Source organism: Streptomyces sp. NPDC056224 (genome assembly GCF_042267665.1).
In the GTDB taxonomy this organism is placed as follows: domain Bacteria; phylum Actinomycetota; class Actinomycetes; order Streptomycetales; family Streptomycetaceae; genus Streptomyces.
Map to the genome: position 1 here is coordinate 56,004 of NZ_JBHJTK010000032.1, position 24,839 is coordinate 80,842.

At 72.9% G+C, this 24,839-nt stretch carries 21 protein-coding genes; 10 read left to right on the forward strand and 11 right to left on the reverse strand.

Annotated features, from left to right (window positions below; genetic code table 11):
- Positions 1-106: 106 nt before the first annotated feature.
- The 4 genes from ACFCZ1_RS28430 to ACFCZ1_RS28445 form a co-directional block, all read right to left on the reverse strand.
- Positions 107-781, reverse strand: a complete 675-nt coding sequence (locus ACFCZ1_RS28430) for a response regulator (protein ID WP_376681119.1) — start codon at positions 779-781, stop codon at positions 107-109.
- Entirely contained in the window at positions 769-1,896 is a 1,128-nt protein-coding gene (locus tag ACFCZ1_RS28435; protein WP_376681120.1) for a sensor histidine kinase, read from the reverse strand. Before ACFCZ1_RS28435 ends, ACFCZ1_RS28430 begins: the two co-directional genes overlap by 13 nt.
- 213 nt (positions 1,897-2,109) lie before the next feature.
- Positions 2,110-3,054: a nucleoside hydrolase gene (locus ACFCZ1_RS28440; protein ID WP_376681121.1), complete on the reverse strand. Its 945-nt coding sequence runs from the start codon at positions 3,052-3,054 to the stop codon at positions 2,110-2,112.
- 347 nt (positions 3,055-3,401) lie between these two features.
- Positions 3,402-4,862 carry an aminotransferase class I/II-fold pyridoxal phosphate-dependent enzyme gene (locus ACFCZ1_RS28445; RefSeq protein ID WP_376681122.1) on the reverse strand — a complete coding sequence of 487 codons (1,461 nt, stop codon included), beginning with the start codon at positions 4,860-4,862 and terminating at the stop codon, positions 3,402-3,404.
- A gap of 72 nt (positions 4,863-4,934) precedes the next feature.
- Here ACFCZ1_RS28445 and ACFCZ1_RS28450 point away from each other — a divergent pair, with 72 nt between their 5' ends.
- The 3 genes from ACFCZ1_RS28450 to ACFCZ1_RS28460 all read left to right on the forward strand — a co-directional run bounded on the left by ACFCZ1_RS28450 (position 4,935) and on the right by ACFCZ1_RS28460 (position 7,423).
- A complete protein-coding gene (locus ACFCZ1_RS28450; protein WP_376681123.1) occupies positions 4,935-5,864 on the forward strand; it encodes a LysR family transcriptional regulator in 930 nt (309 codons plus the stop codon).
- Positions 5,865-6,323: 459 nt separating this feature from the next.
- Entirely contained in the window at positions 6,324-6,866 is a 543-nt protein-coding gene (locus ACFCZ1_RS28455; RefSeq protein ID WP_376681124.1) for a hypothetical protein, read from the forward strand.
- 5 nt (positions 6,867-6,871) lie between these two features.
- A complete protein-coding gene (locus ACFCZ1_RS28460; protein ID WP_376681125.1) occupies positions 6,872-7,423 on the forward strand; it encodes a hypothetical protein in 552 nt (183 codons plus the stop codon).
- Between the two features lie 94 nt (positions 7,424-7,517).
- On the opposite strand, the gene ACFCZ1_RS28465 is transcribed toward ACFCZ1_RS28460, so the two are convergent.
- Both ACFCZ1_RS28465 and ACFCZ1_RS28470 read right to left on the reverse strand, forming a co-directional pair.
- Positions 7,518-8,918, reverse strand: coding sequence for an NADP-dependent succinic semialdehyde dehydrogenase (locus ACFCZ1_RS28465; RefSeq protein WP_376681126.1), 1,401 nt, complete (start codon positions 8,916-8,918; stop codon positions 7,518-7,520).
- A gap of 98 nt (positions 8,919-9,016) precedes the next feature.
- The gene (locus ACFCZ1_RS28470; RefSeq protein ID WP_376681127.1) at positions 9,017-9,259 is read right to left on the reverse strand and encodes a hypothetical protein; all 243 of its coding nucleotides are present in this window, start codon (positions 9,257-9,259) and stop codon (positions 9,017-9,019) included.
- Between the two features lie 172 nt (positions 9,260-9,431).
- Here ACFCZ1_RS28470 and ACFCZ1_RS28475 point away from each other — a divergent pair, with 172 nt between their 5' ends.
- Together ACFCZ1_RS28475 and ACFCZ1_RS28480 are read left to right on the forward strand one after the other, a co-directional pair.
- Positions 9,432-11,489 (forward strand): discoidin domain-containing protein, encoded by a 2,058-nt coding sequence (locus tag ACFCZ1_RS28475; RefSeq protein ID WP_376681128.1) that lies wholly within the window; start codon positions 9,432-9,434, stop codon positions 11,487-11,489.
- Positions 11,490-11,513: 24 nt separating this feature from the next.
- Positions 11,514-12,152 carry a TetR/AcrR family transcriptional regulator gene (locus ACFCZ1_RS28480; protein WP_376681129.1) on the forward strand — a complete coding sequence of 213 codons (639 nt, stop codon included), beginning with the start codon at positions 11,514-11,516 and terminating at the stop codon, positions 12,150-12,152.
- Here the strand turns inward: ACFCZ1_RS28480 and ACFCZ1_RS28485 are convergent.
- Together ACFCZ1_RS28485 and ACFCZ1_RS28490 are read right to left on the reverse strand one after the other, a co-directional pair.
- The gene (locus tag ACFCZ1_RS28485) at positions 12,149-14,554 is read right to left on the reverse strand and encodes a SpoIIE family protein phosphatase (protein WP_376681130.1); all 2,406 of its coding nucleotides are present in this window, start codon (positions 14,552-14,554) and stop codon (positions 12,149-12,151) included. The genes ACFCZ1_RS28480 and ACFCZ1_RS28485 overlap by 4 nt on opposite strands.
- A gap of 87 nt (positions 14,555-14,641) precedes the next feature.
- The gene (locus tag ACFCZ1_RS28490; protein ID WP_376681131.1) at positions 14,642-15,754 is read right to left on the reverse strand and encodes a glutamate--cysteine ligase; all 1,113 of its coding nucleotides are present in this window, start codon (positions 15,752-15,754) and stop codon (positions 14,642-14,644) included.
- Positions 15,755-16,106: 352 nt separating this feature from the next.
- Here ACFCZ1_RS28490 and ACFCZ1_RS28495 point away from each other — a divergent pair, with 352 nt between their 5' ends.
- Positions 16,107-16,643: a type 1 glutamine amidotransferase domain-containing protein gene (locus tag ACFCZ1_RS28495; protein ID WP_376681132.1), complete on the forward strand. Its 537-nt coding sequence runs from the start codon at positions 16,107-16,109 to the stop codon at positions 16,641-16,643.
- Positions 16,644-16,712: 69 nt separating this feature from the next.
- Here the strand turns inward: ACFCZ1_RS28495 and ACFCZ1_RS28500 are convergent, their stop codons facing one another.
- Positions 16,713-18,353 (reverse strand): FAD-dependent oxidoreductase, encoded by a 1,641-nt coding sequence (locus tag ACFCZ1_RS28500; protein ID WP_376681133.1) that lies wholly within the window; start codon positions 18,351-18,353, stop codon positions 16,713-16,715.
- 148 nt (positions 18,354-18,501) lie between these two features.
- On the opposite strand from ACFCZ1_RS28500, the gene ACFCZ1_RS28505 reads away from it, so the two are divergent.
- Together ACFCZ1_RS28505 and ACFCZ1_RS28510 are read left to right on the forward strand one after the other, a co-directional pair.
- Positions 18,502-19,623, forward strand: a complete 1,122-nt coding sequence (locus ACFCZ1_RS28505) for a SchA/CurD-like domain-containing protein (protein WP_376681134.1) — start codon at positions 18,502-18,504, stop codon at positions 19,621-19,623.
- Positions 19,624-19,636: 13 nt separating this feature from the next.
- Entirely contained in the window at positions 19,637-19,894 is a 258-nt protein-coding gene (locus tag ACFCZ1_RS28510) for an acyl carrier protein (RefSeq protein WP_376681135.1), read from the forward strand.
- Between the two features lie 86 nt (positions 19,895-19,980).
- Here ACFCZ1_RS28510 and ACFCZ1_RS28515 read toward each other — a convergent pair whose 3' ends face one another.
- On the reverse strand, positions 19,981-21,042 hold the full coding sequence (locus tag ACFCZ1_RS28515) for a methyltransferase (protein ID WP_376681136.1): 1,062 nt from the start codon (positions 21,040-21,042) through the stop codon (positions 19,981-19,983).
- Between the two features lie 35 nt (positions 21,043-21,077).
- Positions 21,078-22,139 carry a nitrous oxide reductase family maturation protein NosD gene (locus ACFCZ1_RS28520; protein ID WP_376681137.1) on the reverse strand — a complete coding sequence of 354 codons (1,062 nt, stop codon included), beginning with the start codon at positions 22,137-22,139 and terminating at the stop codon, positions 21,078-21,080.
- Positions 22,140-22,458: 319 nt separating this feature from the next.
- On the opposite strand from ACFCZ1_RS28520, the gene ACFCZ1_RS28525 reads away from it, so the two are divergent.
- Both ACFCZ1_RS28525 and ACFCZ1_RS28530 read left to right on the forward strand, forming a co-directional pair.
- Positions 22,459-22,824, forward strand: a complete 366-nt coding sequence (locus ACFCZ1_RS28525; protein ID WP_376681138.1) for a hypothetical protein — start codon at positions 22,459-22,461, stop codon at positions 22,822-22,824.
- Between the two features lie 193 nt (positions 22,825-23,017).
- The coding region (locus ACFCZ1_RS28530) for an ATP-binding protein (protein ID WP_376681139.1) at positions 23,018-24,839 on the forward strand (1,822 nt) is incomplete at its 3' end.

Here is a 24,839-nt window from a genome sequence, read left to right on the forward strand (position 1 = left end):
TCATCCCCCTACCCCTGGCGGGCCTTTCTCGGCGCCGCCGGAGACGACGATACGCAGCGGCGGCCCTCGCCTGTAGCCGTCCGTTTGGGGGGCTTGCGCCGACGGGTCAGCTGCCGTCGAGGCTGTCCTCCCGTACCCGGCGGGCCAGGTCGAGCTTCGTGTACGCGGGGCGGCCCGCCTGCTGGTACTTGGCCTTGACCCGGTCCAGGTAGTCCTTGGCCGTGTAGACGGTGATGCCCGCGCGCCGGGCGGCGGACTTCAGGGTCAGCCCGGAGGCGTAGTCGAGCAGGATCTGCCGCTCCCGGGGCGAGAGCCGGGGACGGGAGGAACCGGTGTCGTGGGCGCAGGCGAAGGCGAGTTCCACGGAGTGGGCCCCCCGGCCCGCCGCGACGTCCTTGATCGCGGCGACCAGCGTCGGCAGGTCGTTGTCCTTCGTCAGGTAGCCGTCGGCGCCGGCCCGGAGCGATTCGATGATCCGCGAGCGGTCCGGGACGGTGCTGATCATCAGGACCCGGCTTCCGGAGTCCAGCAGTCGCCGGATGTTGTCGGCGGGGGTGGAGCCGTCCCGCAGCGCGAGGTCGAGGAGGACCACGTCGGGCGGGTCGTACGGCGGCTCGCCCGGCCCGTACGGGAGTTCCGCGTCCGGGGGACCGAGCAGCTCCCGGACGGTGGCGACGGTCGCCACCAGCCGCACCTCGGGGACCCCTCCCAGCCAGGCGCGCATGCCGTCGAGGAGCATCCGGTCGTCGTCGACCACCGAGACGGTGATCACCGGGGCCACCGCAACTCCACCCGTACGCCCTCACCGGGGGCGGTGTCCACGGTCGCCCGGCCGCCCACCTCGGCCATCCGGCCGCGGACCGAGCCGCGCAGCCCGAGGCCGGGCACGCACCGCTCGGGATCGAATCCGGGACCCCGGTCGACCACGGTGACGACCGCTCCCCCACGGCCGTCGGTGTCCCGCGTGGCGGTGAGGTAGGCGTGTCCGGTGCCGGCGTGCCGCCGTACGTTGTTGAGCGCCTCCCGCGCGGCGTCCGCGAACGCGGCGGCGACCTCGGGCGGCACCTTCGGCAGGTCGTGGTACTGGGCGGTGACCCGCAGTTGCAGGCCCTCCACCGAGCCGACCGCCTCCTCGAGCGCGGCACCGATCTCCCGGTGGTGGACCTCGTCGGCGGTCTGCTGGACGAGCCGGCGCAGGTACGCGGCCTCGCGGGCGCACCGTTGCCTCACTTCGGGGGCGTTGGCGTCGACCCCGCCGGCCGCGAGGGTGGTGAGCGTGGCGAGGACGGTGTCGTGCAGTGCACGGTGGTGCTCCAGCCGCTCGGCGTAGCGCGCCCGGTGCGCCTCGGCGGCCAGCGCACGGGCGTTGGCCCCGTCGAGGAGACGTCCCTGGCGGCGCAGGTACCACCACATGACCCAGGCCATCACGGCGGACGACAGCAGCGAGTTGACGTGGCCGCCGAGGACCGCGGGGCTCGCGCCGACCAGCCGGTAGCCGAGGAGGTGGGTCACCACCAGGAGCGCGACAGCGGCGAGGGCCTCGAACCGTTCCAGGGCGATGGCCGCGGCGGCGCTCGCCGACCCGCCGAGCAGCATCGCCCACCCGAGCAGGGCGGGCTCCCGCACGCCGCCCCACACGACGAGGACGAGCGGCAGCACGCAGCCGGTGACCAGGACGTCGGCCCAGACGTGCCAGCGGCCGAACCAGCCGCGCCGCAGGGCCGCGCCGTATCCCAGGGCGCTCATGCCCAGCGCGGCGGCGAGGCCCGTGTACTGCAGCGGGAGATCGCTGCGGCGCTGGGCCACCGCGAGGACCCCGACCGTCAGGTGGCTTCCCCGGTAGAGCAGGGTGGTCAGGATCATGAAGGACTGGGCGCGCTGAAGGCCCGACCCCACTCCCGTCGTCCCCCGCAGTGCCCGTAACCGCCGTATCGGTAAGGAGCCCACCGACAAACCACGCCTCTCCGAACCGGTGGCACCGCGGGATCCCGGACGCCGTCCCGTGCGGAACGGGTGAGGGCCACGCTGCCCGCAATCGTCGTTGACGTCCCGCATTGTGCCCCAGCATGTACATGCCTAGAGCGGTATCCGGCTACGCGGTCGCCGCGGTCACGTCGTACGCGAGTCGAGCCTCGCCACGGCGGCCAGCAGCCGGTCCCAGAACAACTCGGTCTCCACGGCCACCGCGACCTGCGCGTTGACGGGGAGGTCCAGGGACCGGTGGAGGTCGACGACCGTCGCACCGCGCGTGTACTGCCCGCGCAGCTCCACGACCACGCCCGCCGGAACGCAGCCCACGATGGCCGGATCGATGACGCGGGCGACCGCGACCGGGTCGTGCAGCGGCGGACTCGCGAAGCCCCAGAGCCGGCGGTAGGTGGAGGCGAAGAAGGTCATCAGCTCGGCGCAGACGCGTCCGAGATCCGTGCCGAGCCCTTCGAACCGGGCCAGCACCTCGGGGGTGGCGAGCGCCTGGTGGGTCGCGTTGAGGCCGCACATGGTGATCGGCACACCGCTGCGGAAGACGATGTCCGCGGCCTCGGGATCGGTCTGGATGTTGAACTCCGCGGCCGGGGTGCGGTTGCCGCGCTCGGTCGAACCGCCCATGAGGACGATCTCGCGGATGCGCGGTGCCACCTCGGGATACCGGGTCAGCAGCAGGGCGATGTTGGTCAGGGGCGCGGTCGGTACGAGCGTGACGGGCTCCGGGTGCGTGGTCAGGATGCGGTGGATGAGTTCCACCGCATGCTCGGGGACCGCGTCCACCGTGGGTTCGGGGAACTGCGGCCCGTCCAGGCCCGATTCGCCGTGGACGTCGGCTGCGACCAACAGCGGCTGGAGCAGCGGGCGGTCGCAGCCGGACGCGATGGGCACGCCGGTGATGCCCGCGACCGTGCAGACGCGGCGCGCGTTCAAAGTCGTCTTGGCGAGCGTCTGGTTGCCGGCGACGGTGGTGATCGCGAGCAGGTCGACGGCGGGGTCGCCCGCCGCCAGCATGATCGCGAGGGCGTCGTCGTGACCGGGATCGCAGTCGATGATGATCGGGACGGGCACGCTCGCTCCTCGGTGTCTCGGGCGTTCGGACCACCAGTCTGCCGCCGCGGGCGATGTCCGAGGGCGTTTTCCGGACCGGCTGCGTCCGGGCGGGGCGGCCTCGTGACGCCGGGACGGGAGGTGGCAGCGCAGGCGCATCCCCGACGGGACACGGAGGGCGGGGTGGGCCGGAGCAGCGGGAACCTCCTCCGCCTCCTCCGCCTCGGCGGCCGGACGGGCCCCGGGCGGGGCAGGACCCCGGGCTCCTGCCCCGCCCGCCGGGGCCCACGGCGTTCCCCGGCGCAGGCGCGGTGGCGCCGGGACGGCTCCGTACGGCCCGCCCTCCCCCGCCCCTCAGCCGAGGACCCTCAGCCGACGACCCGCAGACGCGTGACGCCCGGGTCGGCGGCGCCGCGGACGTGCCCGCCCGGCGCCGCCGCGGTGCGCTGGAGGAAGCGCACCGTCTCCGCGGTGACGGCCTCGCCCGGCAGCACGTTGGGGATGCCCGGCGGATAGGCGGCCAGGGTGTCGGCGGAGATCAGGCCGACCGCCTCGGCCGCCGGCACCAGCCGGCTGGGACCCATGAACGCCTCCCTGGCGGTGAGGCGCGTGGGGCCGGGCTCGGGCAGGGAGAGCCGCAGCGGTTCGTCGGCGCCGCCGTCGAGCGGGGACGGCAGGCAGTGCAGCGCCTCGACGAACCGGTCCGCGTCGGGCAGGGAACCCGCCCCGACCACGGCGACGACCGCCGAATCGGTGGCGACCTCGACCATGATCCGGTGGTCGCGCGCCAGCCGGCGCCGGGCCTCGTGGCCCGGGATCCCGCCCGCGCGGGTGTCGATGGCGATCCGCAGCGGATCGGCCGCCGCGATGTCGGGGAACCGGCCGAAGCCGTCGCTGACGACGGCGAACCGGCCCAGGGCCCGGATCGTTCCGCGGATCTTGTCGGCCGCTCCGACGGAGTCCCCGATGGCGTCACGGCCGGTCACCAGGGTCATCCGCGCGAGGTCCAGGGAGGCCGTGAGCAGGGCGCTCGCGCTGGTGGACTGCACGAGGCGGTGGGCACGCTCGACGAGGGGTTCGAGCACGTCGGCGAACGGGCCGTGCCCCAGGTGCAGCATCGCGGACTGGGTGAGGCTGCCGGCCAGCTTGTGCGTGCTGGAGGTCACCAGGTCCGCGCCCTGCGAGAGCGCGCCGCCCGGCAGGTCCGGGTGGAAGCCGAAGTGCGCGCCCCAGGCCTCGTCGACGATCAGCGCAACGCCCGCGGCGTGAGCCACGTCGGCGAGGGCGCGGATGTCGGCTACGGCGCCGAAATAGCTCGGGGAGACCACGTACGCCGCGGCCGCGTCGGGATGCCGGGCGAGTGTTTCCGCCAGATCCGCCGCCGTCACCCCGTGGGCGATGCCCTGCTCCGTGTCGACGGACGGGTGGACGAAGGCAGCTTCCAGCCCGGACAGCACCAGGCCGTCGATCACGCTGGAGTGGACGCTGCGCTGGACGACGAGGGTGCGCCCGAGGGCCGCGGCGACGAGCGAGGCGATCTGGTTGCCCTGCGAGGCCCCGTTGGTGAGGAACCAGGTACGCCGGGCGCCCCACGCCGCTGCGGCCAGGGCCAGCGCCTCGTCCATCGGGGTGTCCGTACCGAGGTCGATCCCGTCGAGCAGCGGCGGGAAGTCCAGGAGCGGCACACCGGCTCCGAAGGCCCTCACGAGGGATGAGGCGGCGGCGGTGTCGGCGGCGTGCCCGGGGACGTTGAGCCGGAGCCAGTCCTGCCCGGCGTGGGAGCGCAGGGCCTCGGCGTACGGGGCGCGGAGCTGTGCGGTGCTGTTCACCCCGTCAGCGTGGCAGCGCCCGACCCATCGAGGAATGCTGTGGTTCTCGGTAACCCTCCATACTGTGTCTATATGCTCGAACTCCGTCACCTCCTCGTCCTGCGGGCCATCGCGCAGGAGGGTTCGCTGGCGGGCGCCGCCCGCGCCCTGCACTACGCGCAGCCGACGATCACCCACCACCTGACGGTCCTCGAAGCGCACTTCGACGCCCGGCTGGTCCGGCGCGGACCGCGCGGCGCCGCGCTCACGGAGCTGGGCGAGGCGCTGCTGCCGCACGCGGAAGCGGTCCTGTCCCGGTTGCAGCTCGCCGAGCGCGAGGTGCGCGGTCTGGCGGAGCACGGCTCCCGCACCCTGCACATCGGCACCTTCCCCACCGCCGGAGCACTGCTGCTGCCGCCCGCCGTGAAGGCCCTGCACCGGCAGGGGGTCCACGTCTCGCTGACCGAAGGGGAACTGCCCGCCCTGCTGCGCGGTCTGCGGTCGCGGGAGCTCCAGGCCGCGCTCGTGTTCTCCCAGCCGGGCGACCGGCTCGACCTGGAGGACGAGTTCGAGCTCCATCCGCTGCTCACCGACCCGCTGCTGCTCGTCATGCCCGAGGACCACCGCTGTGCGCGGCTGGACCGGGTACCGCTGGAGGAGTTGCGCGACGACGACTGGGTGGGGGCGGCCGACGCCCGCGATCCGTGCGACCGGCTGCTGTCGTGGGCCTGCGCGCAGCACGGTTTCGAACCGGTGCACGTGCTGCGCAGCGACGACTACGCCGTGGTCCAGGGCTTCGTCGCCGCCGGCACCGGCGTGGCGCTGGTGCCCCGGCTGGCGCTCGGAGCGCCGCGCGAGGACCTCGCCGTCCGCCCGTTGGAGGGTCCGCCGCTGGCCCGGGAGATCAGCGTCGCCGTACTGCGCACGACCGCGGCCCGCAGCGCCCACGACCTGGTCACCGCACTCACCGGGCAGGCCGCCCGGATCACGGCGCAGTGGGCCCGGTCGGTCTTGTCCCGCTGATCCGGCCTGGCCGGCCCCGCGCCGGACAGCGCCTTCCGGGCGCTCGCCGAGGCGGGGAGGGCAGGGACGGACGCCCTCTCTCATCACGCTCGGCGTCGTGGGTGCCGGGGACCGCGGGACCGGCCGCGCCCGCCGGGCGCCGGCCCGTCCGGAGCGGGCCGGGGTCGTCACGGTGGCCGAGCCGCGCAGGGCCCGGCGGGACCGCTTCGCGGCCGGCCGCGCCCGGAGGCCGGGGCCTCGGTGAACGGCTCGCGGGTGCCTGCGGCCCGCGGCCGCCCGCGTCGCGGACGCGGACCCGGACGCGGTGCCGATCCGCACGGGACCGTGACCGCCTGGAGCCGGTCCCGGCGTTCGGGTCCCGCGGTGGCCCCTGCCGTTCGAGGGCGCGCGGGTTTGTCCGGCCGCAGTGCGGGCAGCCGCGTGAACACACACGCAAAGGCCCCGGAACGGAGGCCGGACATGTCGGCAAACACGCTCATAGTCGTGATCGTCGTGGCGGTGGTCGTGGTGCTCGCGCTCAGCCTGATGCTGTGGATGCTGGCGCGACGACGCCACCTGCGCAGTCAATTCGGGCCCGAGTACGAGCGCACGGTCGAGGAGAAGGGCGGGAGGCGGGCCGCCGAGCGCGACCTGCGCGCCCGCGAGGAACGGCACGACCAGCTCGACATCAAGGAACTGCTGCCCGAACGCCGACGCCACTACACCGAGGAGTGGAGCGGCGTCCAACAGCAGTTCGTGGACCGCCCGGAGGGCGCCGTCACCGAGGCCGACCAGCTGGTGACCCGGCTGATGCGCGAGCGCGGCTACCCCACCGACGGCTACGACGGGCAGCTCCGCGACCTGTCGGTCGAGCACGGACGCACGCTGGAGCACTACCGCGCCGCCCACGACGTCCGGGAACGCAGTGGCGGCGGACAGGCGACCACAGAGGAGCTCCGAGGGGCGATGGTGCACTACCGCGCCCTGTTCGAGGAGCTGCTCACCGATGGAAGGAGCCGGTGAGACAGATGGAGATCCACGAGGAAAGGGAGGACCCGGCGCGCGAGCCCGGCTTGACCACGGAGGACATCGCCCACCCGGGCACGGCCGGTGAACGCGGCCCCGCGGTCTACCCGGGGGAGGCCACCGCCACGGACGACGACGCGGTCCGAGGCGGCCCCGCCGAGCCCGGCGCCGTCGAGGCCGACACAGCCGGCGGCGGCACGGCGGAAGGCGAACGCGCGGTCCAGAGCGAGGCCCGGGGCGAGGTCCAGGGCCAGAACGCGGGCGCGGGCGAACGCGAGGGCGGCGCGGAGCCGCTCCTCGACAGCGGGGAGGCGCAGGAGTACCGCGAGAAGTGGAGCGAGGTCCAGGGCCGGTTCGTCGACGACCCGCAGGGCGCGGTCAAATCGGCGGACTCCCTGGTGGCAGAGGTCATGAAGAACCTCGCCGGCACCTTCGCCACGCACAAGCAGGGGCTGGAGAGCCAGTGGGACCGCGGTGAACAGGTGGCCACCGAGGACCTGCGGCAGGCGCTGCAGCACTACCGCTCGTTCTTCAACCGGCTGCTCAAGACGTGAGCGGAGCGGACGGCACCCGGAGGCCCGGGCCCGTCCTCGGCCCGGCGGTGGGCCCGGGCCTCCGGCCGTGTCCGCCGCCCGTGGGCCCGGGGCCTCAGGCGGTGTCCGCCGCCCGCCAGATCGTGGTGATGTTGCAGAACTCCCGGATCCCGTGGCCGGACAGTTCGCGGCCGAATCCGGAGCGCTTGACCCCGCCGAAGGGCAGGGCCGGGTGCGAGGCGGTCATGCCGTTGACGAAGATGCCGCCCGCTTCGAGGTCGCGCGCGACGTGCGCGACGTCCTCCTCGCTGCGCGTCCAGACGTTCGAGCTGAGCCCGAAGGGGGTGTCGTTGGCCCGCTCGACGGCCTCCTCCAGGCTCCCGACCCGGTAGAGGGTCGCGACGGGGCCGAACGCCTCCTCCTGGTCGATGCGCATGGCCGGGGTGACGTCGGCCAGGACCGTCGGCTCGTAGAACCAGCCGTTCGGGTGCCGCGGCGGGCGCCGGCCGCCGCACAGGACGGTGGCGCCGTGCCGTACGGCGTCGTCCACGAGCTGCTCCAGGTCCTCCCGGCCGGATTCGGTGGCCAGCGGACCGACGTCGGTGGACTCCTCCATGGGGTCGCCCACCGTGAGCGCCGCCATGCCGGCCGTGAAGCGCTCGGCGAATTCGTCGTGGACGTCGGTGTGGACGATGAAGCGCTTGGCGGCGATGCACGACTGCCCGTTGTTCTGCACGCGTGCGGTCACAGCGGTCCGGGCGGCTTTGTCGACGTCGGCCGAGGGCATCACGATGTACGGATCGCTGCCGCCGAGCTCCAGGACGGTCTTCTTGACCTCGTCCCCGGCGACGGACGCGACCGCGCGCCCGGCGGGCTCACTGCCCGTCAGGGTGGCCGCGGCCACCCTCGGGTCGCGCAACACGTCCTCCACGGCCGCCGAGCCGATGAGCAGGGTCTGGAAGCAGCCGCGGGGAAACCCGGCCCGGTGGAAGAGCTCGCCCAGGTAGAGCGCGGTCTGGGGAACGTTCGAGGCGTGTTTGAGCAGGCCCACGTTTCCGGCCATGAGCGCCGGCGCGGCGAAGCGCACGACCTGCCAGAGGGGGAAGTTCCACGGCATGACGGCGAGGATCACCCCGAGCGGCCGGTAGGCGACCCGGACGGCGGACGCGCCCGCGTCGCGGACGTCGACGGCGGCGGGGTGCTCGTCGGCGAGGAGGGATTCCGCCCGGTCGGCGTACCAGCGCATGGACTTCGCGCATTTGGCGGCCTCGGCCCGGGCCGCCGCCAGCGGCTTGCCCATCTCCGTGGTCATGGTCCGCGCGATGTCCTCCGTCTCCGCCTCCAGGAGTGCGGCCGCGCGGGTGAGCAGCTCGCTCCGTTCGGCGAACGCGGTGCGGCGGTACGCGGACGCCGCCCGGGCGGCGTCCGCCAGGCAGCGCTCGATGCCCGCGGCGTCGAGCGCGTCGAAGGTGCGCAGCGTCTGGCCGGTCGTCGGGTTCACGGTGGCGATGGGCATGCTCGGACCTTCCTGCAGGGGGCCGCATCCCCTCGACCCTGCCGCGCACTCCGGGGCCGCGCAACGCGAGGGGGGCCGCCGGGATCCCGGGACACCCCCTAACCGCCCATCGCGTCCTCACAGGCGGCGCAGACCCGGTCCTCGTGCTCCGCGGGGTACCAGGCGGACCCGGGTTCCGCGGACGGCGTCCACGAGGCCGTTTCCATGGCGAACGTGTCCTTGCCGCAGAAGGTCCTCGGCCCGGGGACCGTGGTGGTTCCCGGGGCGGCCGGCGCCGCGTGCACGCGCAGGACGGACGCCTCCGGCTGGCCGGTCTCGTACACGACCACATTCCCGCTCATATCTAGACGGTAGGCGGCCGGGGGGCGGCCCGCCCGTTCTGACGATTCATCAGGTCAGTTGTCCCGGACTCTTGACTCCGCAGGGGGCAGTCGCGATTCTCGTGCCCAAGCTTGCGCGGGCCATGACAAGTCGCGCGCCGTTTCCGCCGACCCCAAGACGTGAGTGATGTCCATGACTGCACAGTCGCACCACAGGCACCGGCCCCTCGCGGTGCTGTCGTTGCTCCTCGCCGTGGTGGCCACGGTGCTCGGCCCCGCGGCCAGCTCCTCGGCCGACCCGGGCTGGTGGAACCCGGTCGCGCGCCCCGCGCCCGACTCCGGGATCAACGTGACGGGCGAACCCTTCCAGGGGACCGACGCCCAGGGCCGGGTACGCGGCTTCGTCGACGCGCACGACCACCTGATGTCGAACGAGGGCTTCGGCGGCCGGCTCATCTGCGGCAAGCCGTTCTCCGAGCAGGGCATCGCCGACGCGCTCAAGGACTGCCCCGAGCACTACCCCGACGGCTCGCTGGCCATATTCGACTTCATCACCAAGGGCGGCGACGGCAAGCACGACCCGGACGGCTGGCCGACCTTCAAGGACTGGCCCGCCCACGACTCGCTGACCCACCAGCAGAACTACTACGCCTGGGTCGAACGGGCCTGGCGCGGCGGCCAGCGGGTGCTCGTCAACGACCTCGTCACCAACGGGGTGATCTGCTCGGTCTACTTCTTCAAGGACCGCGGCTGCGACGAGATGACCGCCATCCGCCTGGAGGCCCAGAAGTCGTACGACATGCAGGCCTACATCGACAAGATGTACGGCGGCCCGGGCAAGGGCTGGTTCCGGATCGTCACCGACTCCGCGCAGGCCCGCGAGGTCGTCAAGCAGGGCAAGCTGGCCGTCGTCCTCGGCGTCGAGACCTCCGAGCCCTTCGGCTGCAAGCAGATCCTGGACATAGCGCAGTGCAGCAGGGCCGACATCGACCGCGGCCTCGACGAGCTGCACAAGCTGGGCGTGCGCAGCATGTTCCTGTGCCACAAGTTCGACAACGCCCTGTGCGGGGTCCGCTTCGACCAGGGCGCCCTCGGTACGGCGATCAACGTGGGCCAGTTCCTGTCGACCGGCACCTTCTGGAAGACGGAGAAGTGCGCCGGCCCGCAGCACGACAACCCCATCGGCCTCGCGCCGGCCGCCTCGGCGGAGAAGCAGCTCCCGGCGGGCGTCGCGGTCCCGTCGTACGCGGCCGACGCGCAGTGCAACACCCGCGGTCTCACCGAGCTCGGCGACTACGCGGTGCGCGGCATGATGAAGCGGAAGATGATGCTGGAGATCGACCACATGAGCGTCAAGGCCGCGGGCCAGGCCTTCGACATCCTGGAGTCCGAGTCGTACCCCGGCGTGATCTCCTCGCACAGCTGGATGGACATGGACTGGACCGAGCGGGTGTACCGCCTCGGCGGGTTCATCGCCCAGTACATGGGCGGCGCCGAGGGATTCAGCGCGGAGGCCAAGCGGACGGACGCGCTGCGCGACAAGTACCAGGTCGGCTACGGCTACGGAACCGACATGAACGGCGTCGGCGGCTGGCCCGGCCCGCGCGGCGCCGACACCCCGAACCCGGTGCGCTACCCCTTCCGCAGCACCGACGGCGGCTCCGTCATCGACCGGCAGACCGCCGGCGTGCGCACCTGGGACCTCAACACCGACGGCGCCGCGCACTACGGACTGGTCCCCGACTGGATCGAGGACATCCGCAACGTGGGCGGCCAGGACGTGGTGGACGACCTGTTCAAGGGCGCCGAGTCCTACCTGACCACCTGGGGCGCGTCCGAGAAGCACAAAGCCGGGGTGAACCTCGCGGCCGGCGCCGCCACCTCGGCCTCGTCCGCGGAGTGGAACCCGTTCACCAGCTACGCACCCGACCGTGCGGTGGACGGCAGTACGGGCACCCGCTGGGCCAGCGACTGGAGCGACGACCAGTGGCTCCGGATCGACCTCGGGGCGGCGAGCCTGGTCAAGCGCGTCACCCTGAACTGGGAGCGCGCGTACGGGAAGTCGTACCGCGTCGAGCTCTCGGCCGACGGCACGGACTGGCAGACCGCGTGGTCCACGACCACCGGTGACGGCGGCCTGGACACGGCGCTGTTCGCCGGCACTCCCGCCCGCTACGTGCGTGTCCACGGGCTGGGGCGCGGCACCCAGTGGGGCTACTCGCTGTACGAGGTCGGCGTCTACAGCAGCTGACGGCACGGAACCGGAGGGAACCCCATGGCACGGATGGCCTCGGCGCAGCGGCGCCGGCAGCTGACGGAAGCGGCCATCCGTGCCATGACCCGGGACGGCGTCGCCCGGACGACGACCCGGTCCATCGCCGCCGAGGCGGGCGTGTCCCTGAGCGTCTTCCACTACTGCTTCGACTCCAAGCAGGTCCTGCTCGAATCGGTCATCGAGACGATCACCGCTCACTACATCGCCGTGGTGAAGGAGGCGATCCAGCCGAAGGCCACCCTCCGGGAGACCGTCCGGGCCGGGTTCCAGGCGTACTGGGACCACGTGGCCGCCAACCCGGGCGAGCACATGCTCACGTACGAACTGACCCAGTACGCGTTGCGCCAGCCGGGCTTCGAGCACCTGGCCCGGCGGCAGTACGAGCTGTACGCCGAGACCTACACCGGCCTCGTCGAACAGCTGCGCCACACCATGGGCTTCGAACTGCGCGTCCCGGCCCCCTCGCTGGCCCGCTACCTGGCGGCCATGACCGACGGGCTGACGCTGAGCGTGCTGGTCCTCGGCCAGGACGCGGCCTCTGCAGACATCCTCGACACCCTCACCGACCACGTCGCCGGCCTCGTCGGCGACCGGGAGGGCGACCCCGTCGGCGACCACGTCCGGCAGGGCACCTGTTAGGTCGCGTCCGGCAGGTGGATGTCCAGGGCGCAGATGTCGTCGCGGTGGCCCTGGCGCCGGGCGGCCAGGGTGCGGGCGAGGGCTTCTCCCCGGCCCTCCTCCAGGAGCCGCCGGGCGGTCCCGGCGAGCCGGGCGAGTGCCTCGTCGAGGTCCTCCCCCGGCTCCTCGACGAGTCCGTCCGTGTAGAGCACGAGGTGGTCGCCGGGTTCCAGGACGAGGGTGCTCTGGGCGTAGACGGAGTCGAAGCCGGCCCCGAGGAGGTTGCCCCGCGGCAGGGGGAGGAAACTCGCCTCGCCGCCGCGGATCAGCAGGGGCGGCAGGTGTCCGGCCCGTACCCAGGTCAGGCGGCGGTCCCAGGGCTGGTAGCGGCCCATGATCATGGTGGCGGTGGCCCCGTAGGTGTCCCTGGCGGTGTGCAGCAGGAGGTTGTTGAGCCTGCTCAGTACGTCGGGCAGCGCCGAGCCGGTGATGGTCATGCCCTTGGTGGTGAACCGGAGCTGGGCCATGGTGGCGACGGCGTCGAGGCCGTGGCCGGCGACGTCGCCGACGACGAAGAGCGCGCTCTTGTCGGGGAGTTCGATGGCGCTGTACCAGTCACCGCCGACGTTGAGTCCGCTGTCGGAGGGTGCGTAGGCGATGTCGACGCAGAGACCGGCGAGCTCCAGGGACTGCTCGGGGACGGGCAACAGCGCGTGCTGGAGCCGGGCGGCGAGGGTGCGTTCGGCCTGGAGCATGCCACGCTCCACGAGGACGGCGCGCTCGCTCTCGTGCAGGGCGAGCTCGGCGTCCCGCTGCGCGGTGACGTCCTGGAAGAGGCCGTGCACCTCGACCGGGGTGCCGTCCGCGTCGCTCTGCGCCTCGGCGACGATCCGCAGGTGCCGTATCCCGTCGGCGGTGCTCACGCGGAAGGGCTGGTCCAGGGCGACTCCGTCGCGCAGCAGCCGCTTGACGGCCGCGCCCAGCGCGGCCAGGTCGCCGGGGAGGGCGTGCCGGGGCAGTTCCCTCAGCCCGATGGGGCCCAGCGCGGGGTCGCGGCCGAAGATCGCGTAGACCTGCTCGGACCAGGTGATGGTGTTCGTGGCCAGATCCCACCCGGCCCATCCCAGGTTGCCCAGGCGCTGCATCTCGTCCAGCAGGCGGGCCTCGCGCTCGCTCGGGTCGTGGCGGATCCACGACACGATCAGGCGGGCGCCCAGCCGGGTGGCCCGGACGGAGTAGGTGGACTGCCGGGGAATTCCGGCGGTGACCTCCTCGTAGACGAAGGGCTCGCCCTCGTGGACGGTTCCGGTGGTCAGCGTGTCCAGATAGCCCTCCCACAGGGCCGTTCCCGCCACCGTGGGGTAGGTCTCCAGGACGCGGCGGCCCACGAGCTCCTTGCCCCGCCGGCCGGCCACGTCGACCGATTCCGGCGCCGCCGCGTCGATCCGGTAGTCCTCCACCTCTCCCGTCCCGGAGCGCAGCGGGGTGAGCAGTACGGCGGCTCCGGACATCGCGTCCAGGATCCGCTGGACGGCCTCCACCTCGCCCTGCTCGTCGGGGTCCGCCGGGCGCCCGATGTGGCGCAGGGGGGCCGCGCACAGCCGGACGGCACGGAGCAGCAGGGTCCGGGTGTCGGTGTCGAAAGGGGTCTGGCGGGTCCGGAAGAATCCGATGGCGGCCGTCGCCGGCCGGTGGCCGGGTACCGGCAGCCAGGCCCGTGTCGGCCACAGCTCGGGCGGATTGCCGATGAGGTGGTAGCGGACGCCGTCCCGCACCGGGTCCTCCAGCCAGAGCGGCTGTCCGCCGTCGATCGCCTCCAGGGCGGCCAGTCCGCTCAGCGGCGGGACGTGGTGCCACTGTGCGGCCAGTTCCTCGCCGACACCGGCGTGCCCGGCCAGTTCCAGGCTACCGGCGGGCGCCACGGCGTAGATCATCACGCCGTCCACGCCCGCGGGGTCGCCGAGGGCGGACCGCAGCAGCTCGGCGACGCCGTCCGGGCCGTGCGCGCCGGCCAGGCCGTCCGCCAGCCGGGCCAGGACCGCCCGGTGCCCGCCGCCGTGGCCCGCAGCGGGGTGGCGGTCGGTGCCGGAAGCAGAGAGGCCCGGCTCGGGGGGCGGGCAGGCCTGCGCGGCGGGGCCGGCGGTGGGCTTGGGACGTGCGGGGATCCTGCCGAGCGTGATCCAGCACTCCTCCATGAGCGTCCGCCGGCCCTGGGCGGCGCGCCGCAGCAGCGTCTCGTACGCCGCGTCCTCCGGCAGGCCCTCCTGGGCCATCAGCACGCCCTTGGCGCGCTCCAGGACGGCCGTGGTCGAGGCGAGGCCTTCCAGGCCCACGACTTCCGCGCGCAGCTTGGCCACGACCTTGGCCAGGGCGAGCACCTCGGGCAGGGCGCCGCCGCGGGGAGGCGAGGTATCGCTCGTCATCCTTTGAGCATGTCACGCCCCGGGGCCCGTCACGCCCCGAAGCCCCGGACAGCCCGGCGCCCGCCGCCCGGGGGCAGGAGGCAGGGGTCAGCCGGCGAGCGGCGCGGAGGCTGCCGTGCCCACCGCGAGGCTGTCGACGACCCCGCGCAGGCTGCCCGTGCGCCTCAGGGCGGCCCGCTGGCGGCTCGCGCCCGTGCCCTGGCGGCGCAGCCCGTCCCACAGGGATTCCACGGCGTACAGGTCGCCGGCCGCCGCGAGCCCGGGTGCGGCGCGCTCCAGCAACCGCTCGACGAGCAGGGCGGCGGGCCATTCCAGACCGCTCACCGGGTCGAGGCCCGGTCCGTCGATACCGTGCTCGGCGGCCATCTCGTGGGCCCTGCGCAGCATGGCCGTCGCCGGTTCGGGCGACGGCACGCCGGCGTCCGCTTCGGCGAGGAGCGTCCCCGCGAGACCGCGTACGAGTGCGGCCAGCAGGACGACCGTGTCCACGTCGGCGTTGACGTCGGCGACCCGGAACTCCAGCGTCGGCACGTGCTCGGAGGGCCGGGCGTACCAATAGAGCATGCGGCGGTCGAGCAGCACCCCGGAGCCGACCAGGCCGTCGACGTATTCGAGGTACCGGGGCTCGTCGAGGAGCGGCGGCGGTCCCACGGTGGGCCAGGCGGAGAAGGCGACCGACCGCCAGCTGTCGTAGCCCGTGTCACGGCCGCACTCGACCGGGGAGTTCCCGGTCAGCGACTGGAACACCGGCAGCCACGGGCGTATGTGGTTCGAGAGGGCCAGCGCACGCCCCCGGTCCAGGGCGCCGACGTGCACGTGGCATCCGCAGACCATGCGGGAAGGGCCGACGAGGGAGGAGAAGCGGCGGGCCATGCGGCGGTAGCGCTCGTTGTCGGTGACCGTCAGCGGCTCCTGCGGGGCGATCACCGGGACCCCGGAGGCCACGAGCAGGCAGCCCGCCTCATCGGCGGTCGGCGCGACCGTCCCGCGCAGGCGCACCAGCTGCTCGCGCAGGTCCGCGCGGTCGGCGGTCGGCACGGTGCAGACCTCCACCTGCGCGTTGTAGAACTCCGCCTGGACCTGGTCGCCCAGCATGCCCTCGAGGGTGCTGATCACCTTGGGCGCGCGGTTCACCGGCGCCCTGCTGACCCGGTCGACCAGCAGGTACTCCTCCTCGACACCCATGGTCAGAACGTCCATCGGCTCTCCTGTTCAGAAAGTGCCCGGCGCCTACCCGCACGGCCCGTCGCTACACCGTCCCAGTACACCTTCCGATCGGCCCGCCCGCACATGAGCCGCCCCGGGCCGGGCAGGGGCGGGCTGTACGGCACGAGCCGTACGGGCAGCGAGCACGGCCGGAACCCGAGGTGAGCCGCATGGACTGGTCGAGCGAACCGGAACCCGAGGGGCCCGGTCCCACCCCCGAGAGCCCCGATCCGGTACCCCGTGATCCGCAGCCGCCGCCGGCTCCCGGCCGCCCGGCTCCCGGCGAGCCGCCTCCGGACGAGCCTGCGGCGGTCCCGGAACCCCCTGACTGAAGGAGATGAAAGCGGTGCGCATCGCCTTTCTCATGGCGCCCGAGGGCGTCGAGGAGATCGAACTCACCGAACCGTGGAAGGCCGTGCTCGCGGCGGGCTGGAACCCGCAGCTGGTCTCCACGCGAGCCGGCCGGATCCGCGCCTACCACCATCTCGAGAAGGCGGGCACCTACCCCGTCGACCACGTCCTCGCCGGGGACACGGCGGACGCCTTCGACGCGCTCGTCCTGCCCGGCGGGGTAGCGAACCCGGACGCCCTGCGGATGAACGGGCGGGCCGTCGCCTTCACGCGGAGCTTCTTCGAAGCCGGCAAGCCCGTCGCCGCCATCTGCCACGCCCCGTGGACCCTGGTGGAGGCCGACGTCGTACGGGGCCGCACGCTGACCTCGTGGCCGAGCCTGGCGACCGACATCCGCAACGCGGGCGGCACCTGGGTGGACGAGGAGGTGCACGTCTGCCACGAGGCACCGGGCACGCTGGTCACCAGCCGCAAGCCGGGAGACCTGGATGCGTTCTGCGGTGCGTTCGTCAAGGAGTTCGGCGCCGCCTGACCGGCGGAAGGAGACCGGCCCCGCGCAGCTGCGCGGGGCCGGTGCGCGGGGCCGGGTGCCGGCCGGTGGTCAGGACAGGTACAGCAGCGCGCTCAGCACCTCGTGCAGGACGGCTTCGGGATCGGCCACGGCTTCCGCCGAACGCCAGGCCACGAAGCCGTCCGGGCGTACGACGACCGCGCCGGTCTTCGTCGTGCCGTGGACCTCGGCCCAGTCGGCGCCCTCCTCCGTGGCCAGGTCGGCCTCGGGGCTGGTGCCGATCGCGTACGCGTCCAGGCTCACGCCCAATTGCCCGGCGGCGGACCGCGCCGCCGCCCGCCAGGGGGTGCCCTCGGAGCTGAGCAGCACGAAGGACCGCTCGTAGAGGTCCACCGTGGACGTCCGCCCGCCGGGCCCCCGCAGCCACATGTGCGGTGCGCGCGTGCCCGGCTCGCCGGTCAGCCGCATCCGCTCGGGCACGACGGGCAGTTCCGGGTCCGTGCCGAGGACGGCGCCCAGGTTGTAGCGGTAGCCCATGGCGACGGAGAGGACCCCGCCCGGCCGGCCGCCACCGCGTGGGGCGGGGGCGGACTCGGGCTCGTACCCCGGGTGGCTGTGCTCCGCCGAGCGGGCCGAGGCGCGCTCGCTCGTCGCCCGCGCGACGGGCAGCCGCTCGGCCTCGTAGGTCTGCAGCAGCCGCGGGCCCGCCGTGCCGTTCAGCACGGCGGCGAGCTTCCAGGCGAGGTTGTGCGCGTCCTGGATACCGGTGTTCGAGCCGAACGCCCCGGTGGGGGACATCTCGTGGGCGGAGTCGCCCGCGAGGAAGACCCGTCCGGTCCCGTACCGTTCGGCGACGCGCTCGGCGGCGTGCCACGGCGCCTTCCCGGTGATCTCGACGTCCAGGTCGGGCGCGCCGACGGCCCGCCGGATGTGCTCGACGCAGCGCTCGTCGGTGAAGTCTTCGATCGTCTCGCCCCGGTCGGGGTGCCACGGCGCGTGGAAGACCCACCGCTCGCGGTTGTCGACGGGGAGCAGGGCCCCGTCCGCGCCCGGCTTGGTCAGGTAGCACACGATGAAGCGCCGGTCGCCGACCACTTCGGCGAGTCCGCGGGACCGGAAGGTGACGCTCACGTTGTGGAACAGGTCGCCGTGGCCGCTCTGGCCGATGCCCAGCTGCTCGCGGACGGGGCTGCGCGGCCCGTCGGCGGCGACGAGGTAGTCGGCGCGGACGGTGCTGTGCTCCCCGGTCTCCCGGTTCTTCACGATCGCGGTCACACCGGTGTCGTCGGGGTCGAAGGAGAGGAGTTCGGTGGAGAACCGCAGGTCCGCCCCGAGCTCGGGGGTCACGGACATCAGCACCGGCTCGATGTCGTTCTGGCTGCACAGGCACCACGCCGCCGGGCTGAAGCGGGCGAGCGCACCCCCGGGGTCGATCTCCTCGAACAGCCACTCCAGGTCGTCGCCGGTCAGCGATCCGCCCTGCATGATGCCGTGGTTGTCCGCCAGGACCGAGGCGGCCTCACGGATCCGGTCCTCCACGCCGGCGACTCGGAACAGCTCCATGGTCCGTACGTTGATCCCGCGTCCGCGCGGGTGCATCGAGGTACCCGCATGCTTCTCGACCAGCATGTGCCTGATGCCGTGCCGGCCCAGAAAGAGCGAGGTGCACAGGCCCACCAGCGAGCCGCCCACGATGAGGACCGGGACGCGGTGGTCGACGTTTTCCTTCATGGCACTTCTCATGCCCTGTGCGAGGGGCGTTCCCTCGCCCGTTCACCCGCTTGGTTCTCTCCTCTCGCGCCGATGGCAGTACCGGACCACGATCGGTTCGGGTGGCGCCGCCCCGTGGCGACCGCGATGTCTCGAAGGAGTGTGAACGATGACGACCTTGTCGGAACGGATATCCCAGTCCGCCTTCGACGGCGCGAGGCTTCGCGTCGTGCTGCTGCTGGACCTGTACGACGGGGCTCAGAATCAGTTCCTCGAGGTCTACGAGCACATGCGCCGGCAGGTGTCGTCCGTACCCGGACACATCAGCGACGAGTTGTGCCAGTCCATCGAGAATCCCTCGCAGTGGCTCATCACCAGCGAATGGGAGAGCGCCCCGCGCTTCCTGTCCTGGCTGAACAGCGAGGAGCACGTCGCGACGGTCAAGCCGCTGCACGACTGCGTGCGCGACACCCGCTCGTTGCGGTTCAACGTGCTGCGGAAGACCGGCAGGTCCTCCGCACCGGGCGCACCGGCCGAACCCGGCCCGGCCGCCTCCGCTCCCCGGCGGGGGGACGGCGTCGTACGCCATGCGCTCACCTTCACCGTCAAGCCGGGCAGCGAGGACGTCGTCGCGGAGCTGCTGGCCGGGTACTGCTCCCCGCAGGCCGAGGTGGACGAGAAGACCCGGCTGCGCCGCACCTCCCTCTTCATGCACGGGAACCGGGTGGTGCGGGCCGTCGAGGTGGAGGGCGACCTTCTGGTGGCCCTGCGCCATGTGGCCGGACAGCCCGAGGTGCGGGCCCTGGAGGCGGCCCTCAATCCGTACCTGGAGCAGGACCGGGACCTCAGCGACCCCGGATCAGCCCGGATGTTCTTCACCCGGGCCGCGCTCCCCGCGGTGCACCACGTGTCGTCCGGCGGGCCCGAGCCGGAGGACATCCGGCGGCGCGCGCTGTTCTATCCGGCGAAGGACGGGTGCGGCATGGCGCTCGCGCGGCTGCTGGCCGGACAGGACGAGGCCGCCGTGGGCGATGCCGCGAGCCCCATCGTGGCCAGCACCGTCTTCCAGCGCGACGACTTCGTCGTCCGGCTGCTCGACATGCACGGGAAGCTCGACGCCCGGCCCGCCCTGGCGCTCGGTGTCGAGGGCGATCACAAGGCGGCCGTGCTCGCCCGGCTGCTCGACAGCGCCAAGGACGGCGTCCCCACGACCGACGAGGAGATCTCCCGCTTCCTGGAACGCTCCGAAATGCGTCTGATCACCGACCGGCGTCCGCCGGCGCAAGCCTGAGGAGAAGTCCGTCATGACCGATCGACTGACGATGGAAGAACTGGCCGCCCTGATGCACAAGGGTGCGGGCGTCACCGTCGACCCCACCGAGATGGCGAGCCGTCCCGAGGCCGGCTTCGACGAGTGGGGGCTCGATTCCCTGGGGCTGCTCGGCATCGTCGGGGAGCTGGAGAACCGGCACGGACGGCCCCTGCCCCCCGACGCGGAGCGGTGCAGGTCGCCGCGCGAATTCCTGGACCTCGTCAACAACGCGCTGATGACGGGCGCGTGAGGCGGGAGTCCGGCGCGATCAGCGGTACCCGCGCCCCCGGAACCGGCTCCGTGCCGGTCCCGGGGGCGCGGGCGTGAGTACCGCGCTCACCCCGGTACGGTGCACTCGAACGCGTGCAGGTACGGGTTGACCGGCCGGATCTCGCCGACCTCCAGGCCGGCGTCCGCCATCCGCGTGACGAGGCTTTCCTTGGTGTGCTTCGCGCCGCCCACGTTGAGCAGCAGCATCAGGTCCATGGCGGTGGTGAACTTCATCGACGGGGTGTCGTCCACCAGGTTCTCGATGATGACGACCCTGGCTCCGGGGCGGGCCGCCGCGATGACGTTCCGCAGGGTCCTGCGGGTGCTGTCGTCGTCCCACTCCAGGATGTTCTTGATGATGTACAGGTCGGCCTGCACCGGGATCGCCTCGCGGCAGTCCCCGGGGAGGATGTCCGTGCGCTCGGCGAGCGGGCCGCCCTCGCGGAGCCGGGGATCCGCCTTCGCCGCCACACCCGGCAGGTCGAGCAGGACCCCCCGTACGGAGGGGTGCTTCTCCAGCAGGCTCGCCAGGACGTGCCCCTGGCCGCCGCCGATGTCCGCGACCACCGAGACCCCGGTGAGGTCGAGGAGTTCCGCGACGTCCAGCGCCGACTGCATGCTGGAGGTGGTCATGGCCCGGTTGAACACGTGGGCGGACTCGTGCGCGTCCTGGTGCAGGTAGTCGAAGAACCCCTTGCCGTACAGGTCGTGGAAGACGCTTCCGCCGGAGCGCACCGCCTCGTCGAGCAGGGGCCAGGCCTGCCAGGTCCACGGCTCCGTGCACCACAGGGAGATGTAGCGCAGGCTGTGCGGATCGTCCTCGCGCAGCAGGCGTGACATCTCCGTGTGGACGAACTTCCCGTCCGGCGTCTCCGCGAAGACGCCGTAGCAGGAGAGGGCGCGGAGCAGCCGGTGCAGTGGCTTGGATTCGCACCCCACCGCCGAGGCGAGCTCGGCCGCGGTGGCGGGCGGCTCCCCGAGCGCGTCGGCGACGCCGAGGCGGGCCGCAGCGCGGACGGCGGCGGCGATCGCCGCGCCGAAGACGAGCTCGCGCAGCCGCATCGCCGACTGGGGGGCGGCCGCGGGAGCGGTGGCGGTGGGGTTGGGGTTGGTGCCTACCGTGGTCATACGGCCTCGATTCCGCTGATGAGGGGGATCACCGGTCAGCACATCCCCGCGGGCTGGGAGGTCCCGCACCGGTTGCCGACGAACGTGTTGCCGGATCCCGTCCCCTGGTTGGCCAGGTCCGCCGGCTGGTTGCCCCGCACGTCGTTGTCCTTGATGACGTTGTCGGTGTTCTGGGCGCCCACGAAGCTCTTGAACAGGAGGATTCCGCCGGACAGCGGCGAGGAGCCCACGTTGCCGCGAATGGAGTTCGATCGGACGACCGTCTCCTCGGCTCCGGTGAGGACGATGCCGACGCCCTGGATGTCGGGCAGGCGGGTGTTGCCCTTGCAGAACTTGTTGTTCTCGTAGATCCAGTTGCCCCGGATGACCATGGCGCCGGCGCCCGGCTCGCCCTCGTCCCCGACGACGAAGATCCCGCCGCAGTTGCCGGTGAGGATGTTGTCGTTGACGGTGAGGTTCCGCACCCGCCGGACCGTGACCCCGATCCGGTTCCCGGTCAGCGTGTTGCCGCGGATCACGGCACCGCCGGTGTCGGTGGCGCCGCCCTCGCGGTCGATGGTGTTGGCGACGAAGATGCCGGACTCCGCGTTGTCACGCGCGGTGTTGCGGCGGAACACCCCCCGGGTGGAGCGCTCCTGTGCGATGCCCCAGGTGCCGTTCCTCTCGGCGATCACCCCTTCGACCCTCAACCGGTCGGTACGAGTGGCCCAGATGCCGCTCTTCCTGAACCCCGTCAGCCTCAGCGACCGGATGCTCACCCGGTCCACGGTCTTCTCCGCGGCTCCTATGACGCAGATGCCGTTGCCGCTCTGCGCACAGGGGTTCTCGGCGCGCGCGGGCGTGACCGGAGGCATGATCACGGTTTCCGGCCCCGATCCGCGCAGGCTCAGGGGCTTCGTGATGTTCACGCTCTCGTGGTAGGTGCCGGGGAGCACGCGGATGCGGTCTCCCGGCAGTGCGGCATCCACCGCTTCCTGGATCGATTCGCCCGGATGCACCGTGCGCGTGGCCGCCTCGGCGGGCGGCGCCGCCACGCCGAGGCCTGCGGCCATGACGGCTGAGATGCATGCGAGGACCGTGAGCTGTCGATTCGTCACAATGCCGAAGTTATGGGCGATCCGGGCAAATCGCCACGATGGACAAGCGGAAGAGCGCAACCCGTGGGCAGACGGCCCCATTTTGAGGTCCGGACGAGTGGACGGCCGCGCGTCGCCTTGGCGGCCTGCGCCCGGCCCCGCGGAGCGCACCGGCGAGGCCACCGCGGACGGGCCTGTTGACCTCCGGCGCGCGGCCCGGCTGGTCGGCGGGGGTTTCCCGCGGCACTCCCCCGACGGGCAACGGGAAACCCGTCGACCCCGGTGCACGGCGCCCGCAGGCTGGAACCGTCCGCACCAGGCACGACCCCAAGGGGAAATCATGCGCAAGATGTTCCGCGGCGCCGCCGCTCTCGCCACCGCGGCCACCGCCGTGATCGCGCTCAGCGGTACGGCGCTGGCCCAGCCGGCCGACGCGTGGGCGGGCTGTCCGGACGGGGCGGTCTGCATCTACCCCCAGAACCAGGACCCCGCCGTCAAGCCGACGCACATCTTCTACAGCTACGGGGCGCACAACCTGAGCAACCAGTACGGGAACCACTGGGTGCTCAACAACCAGACCGGCGGTGCGACCGCAAACCTGTGCAGCGGCAGCAACGGGGGTGGCTGCGGCAGCCCGATCGCCGCCGAGACCGGTGTCTACGCCGACCTGACGCCCGTCAACTCGATCCGGCTCAACCGGCCGTAATCGGCCCGACCCCGGCTGTAGCCTGGGCAGTGCCATCTCACTGCCCGGGCACGCCATGGGGGATGTCTTGGGGGATCCGGACCGCCGACGGAAATCCGATCACCAGCACGAATCATCCGACGACGACACCACACCGCCCTTTCCCGCGCAGCTGCGACGTCTGCGTGTGCAACGCGGTCTGTCCCTCGCCGACATGGCCCGTCAGACGCATTACAGCAAGGGCTATCTCAGCAAGATCGAGACCGGCGCGAAACGGGCGACCGCCGATGTGGCACGCCGCTGCGACGAGGTACTGGGGGCGGGGGGCGAACTGCTGCGGATGGTAAGGGAGACGGAACCGCCCGGGACGGGGACCGGGACGGGGTCGGCGACCGGGTCGGCGACCGGCCGTCAGCCGGACGGCGAGTGCCCCTACCGCGGCCTGTCGGCCTTCACCGCGCGGGACGCGGGATGGTTCTTCGGCCGGGAGCGGGCGACTGCCGAGCTGGTCGAGCGGGTCTTCGAACGCGTCGGGGGCGGGCCGCTGATGCTGGTCGCCCCGTCGGGCGCCGGCAAGTCGTCCCTGCTGAACGCCGGTCTCGTACCGGCTCTGCGGCGCCGGGGCGGGTTCCCGATGCCCGGCGCCGCCGGATGGCCGGTGGTCCGGTTCACTCCCACCGCGCATCCGCTGGAGGAGCTGCTGGACCGGACCGCCAAGGTCCTGGGAGCCGATCCCGGCATCACCGCCCAGGAGCTGCGGGACCGGCCCCAGGTGCTGCTCGAAGCCGTCGACCGGCTGTCGGACCCGGGCCACCGGCAACCGCCCGTCCGGCTCGTGCTGATCATCGATCAGTTCGAGGAGCTGTTCACCCTCTGCTCCGACGAGGAGGAGCGGCACGTCTTCGTACGGGTGCTGTCGGCCGTGTCCACCTCGGGGCCCGCGGGGGCCGGGCCGGACCCCGCCGTGGTGGTGCTCGGCGTACGGGCCGACTTCTCCGGGAGCTGCCTGGACCTGCCGGAGCTGGCCACGGTCTTCACGGCGGGACTGTTCGTCCTGCCGCCGATGACCCTGGCGGAGCTGCGGGAATCGATCACGTGTCCGGCGGAACTCGCCGGGGTCACGCTGGAACCCGGCCTGGTCCCCCTGCTGCTGCGGGACGCGGGTCTGCGCGAGGACACCCCCGGCCACACCCCCTCCGGCGCGCTCCCGCTGGTCTCCCACGCGTTGATGGCGACCTGGCAGCAACGCCGGGGAGGCACGCTGACCGTCGCCGGGTACGAGCGGACCGGCGGCATCCGGGGCGCGATCGCGCGGACCGCCGAGACCGTCTTCGCCCGCCTGTACCCGGACGATCAGCGGACGATCCGCCGCGTCCTGGTGCGCCTGGTCCACGTCGCCGACGGCACGGGCGCCACCCGCCGCCGGATGGGCCGCACCGCCCTGATGGCACAGCTGGTCGACGCCGACCGGGCCGCGGCGGCGCTCGACACCTTCGTCCGGGCCCGGCTGATCACCATGGACAGCGACACCGTCGAGATCACCCACGAGGCCCTGCTGCACGCCTGGCCGCGGCTGCGCGGCTGGATCCACGCCGACCGGGCGGGCCTGCTGATCCACCAGCAGCTGGGCTACGCCGCCGCCGAATGGGAGCGCGAGGGCCGCGATCCTTCGGCCCTGTACCGCGGGACCCGGCTGGACACCGCCCGCGCGTGGGCCGACGAGCTCGACGGCCGCAGCCGCCTCGGGCCGCTGGAGGAGGCCTTCCTGCGGGCGAGCCGGGCCGCGGAGGACGGCCGGGAGCAGCAGGCCCGGCGTCAGGTGCGCCTGCGGCAGTGGATGCTGGCCACGCTCGTGGCCCTGCTGGTCCTCGCCGTGGGCGCGGGCGGGCTGGCGTACGAGCAGCGCGCGGGTGCGCTCGGCCAGGAGCGCGTCGCCCGGTCACGGGCGCTCGCCCTACAGTCCGCGTCGCTGGCCGCCGGCCAGCCCGAGGCGTCGATGCGGCTCGCCGGGGAGGCGTACCGGACGGCGGCGACCC

What these genes read in the sequence shown, in the direction of transcription:
- ACFCZ1_RS28525 (WP_376681138.1), top strand. Translation starts at nt 22,459, where the DNA reads ATGCGCAAGATGTTCCGCGGCGCCGCCGCTCTCGCCACCGCGGCCACC.
- ACFCZ1_RS28450 (WP_376681123.1), top strand. Translation starts at nt 4,935, where the DNA reads ATGCTCGAACTCCGTCACCTCCTCGTCCTGCGGGCCATCGCGCAGGAG.
- ACFCZ1_RS28510 (WP_376681135.1), top strand. Translation starts at nt 19,637, where the DNA reads ATGACCGATCGACTGACGATGGAAGAACTGGCCGCCCTGATGCACAAG.
- ACFCZ1_RS28465 (WP_376681126.1), bottom strand. Translation starts at nt 8,918, where the DNA reads ATGCCCATCGCCACCGTGAACCCGACGACCGGCCAGACGCTGCGCACC.
- ACFCZ1_RS28505 (WP_376681134.1), top strand. Translation starts at nt 18,502, where the DNA reads ATGACGACCTTGTCGGAACGGATATCCCAGTCCGCCTTCGACGGCGCG.
- ACFCZ1_RS28460 (WP_376681125.1), top strand. Translation starts at nt 6,872, where the DNA reads ATGGAGATCCACGAGGAAAGGGAGGACCCGGCGCGCGAGCCCGGCTTG.
- ACFCZ1_RS28470 (WP_376681127.1), bottom strand. Translation starts at nt 9,259, where the DNA reads ATGAGCGGGAATGTGGTCGTGTACGAGACCGGCCAGCCGGAGGCGTCC.
- ACFCZ1_RS28500 (WP_376681133.1), bottom strand. Translation starts at nt 18,353, where the DNA reads ATGAAGGAAAACGTCGACCACCGCGTCCCGGTCCTCATCGTGGGCGGC.
- ACFCZ1_RS28515 (WP_376681136.1), bottom strand. Translation starts at nt 21,042, where the DNA reads ATGACCACGGTAGGCACCAACCCCAACCCCACCGCCACCGCTCCCGCG.
- ACFCZ1_RS28480 (WP_376681129.1), top strand. Translation starts at nt 11,514, where the DNA reads ATGGCACGGATGGCCTCGGCGCAGCGGCGCCGGCAGCTGACGGAAGCG.
- ACFCZ1_RS28490 (WP_376681131.1), bottom strand. Translation starts at nt 15,754, where the DNA reads ATGGACGTTCTGACCATGGGTGTCGAGGAGGAGTACCTGCTGGTCGAC.
- ACFCZ1_RS28485 (WP_376681130.1), bottom strand. Translation starts at nt 14,554, where the DNA reads ATGACGAGCGATACCTCGCCTCCCCGCGGCGGCGCCCTGCCCGAGGTG.
- ACFCZ1_RS28475 (WP_376681128.1), top strand. Translation starts at nt 9,432, where the DNA reads ATGACTGCACAGTCGCACCACAGGCACCGGCCCCTCGCGGTGCTGTCG.
- ACFCZ1_RS28455 (WP_376681124.1), top strand. Translation starts at nt 6,324, where the DNA reads ATGTCGGCAAACACGCTCATAGTCGTGATCGTCGTGGCGGTGGTCGTG.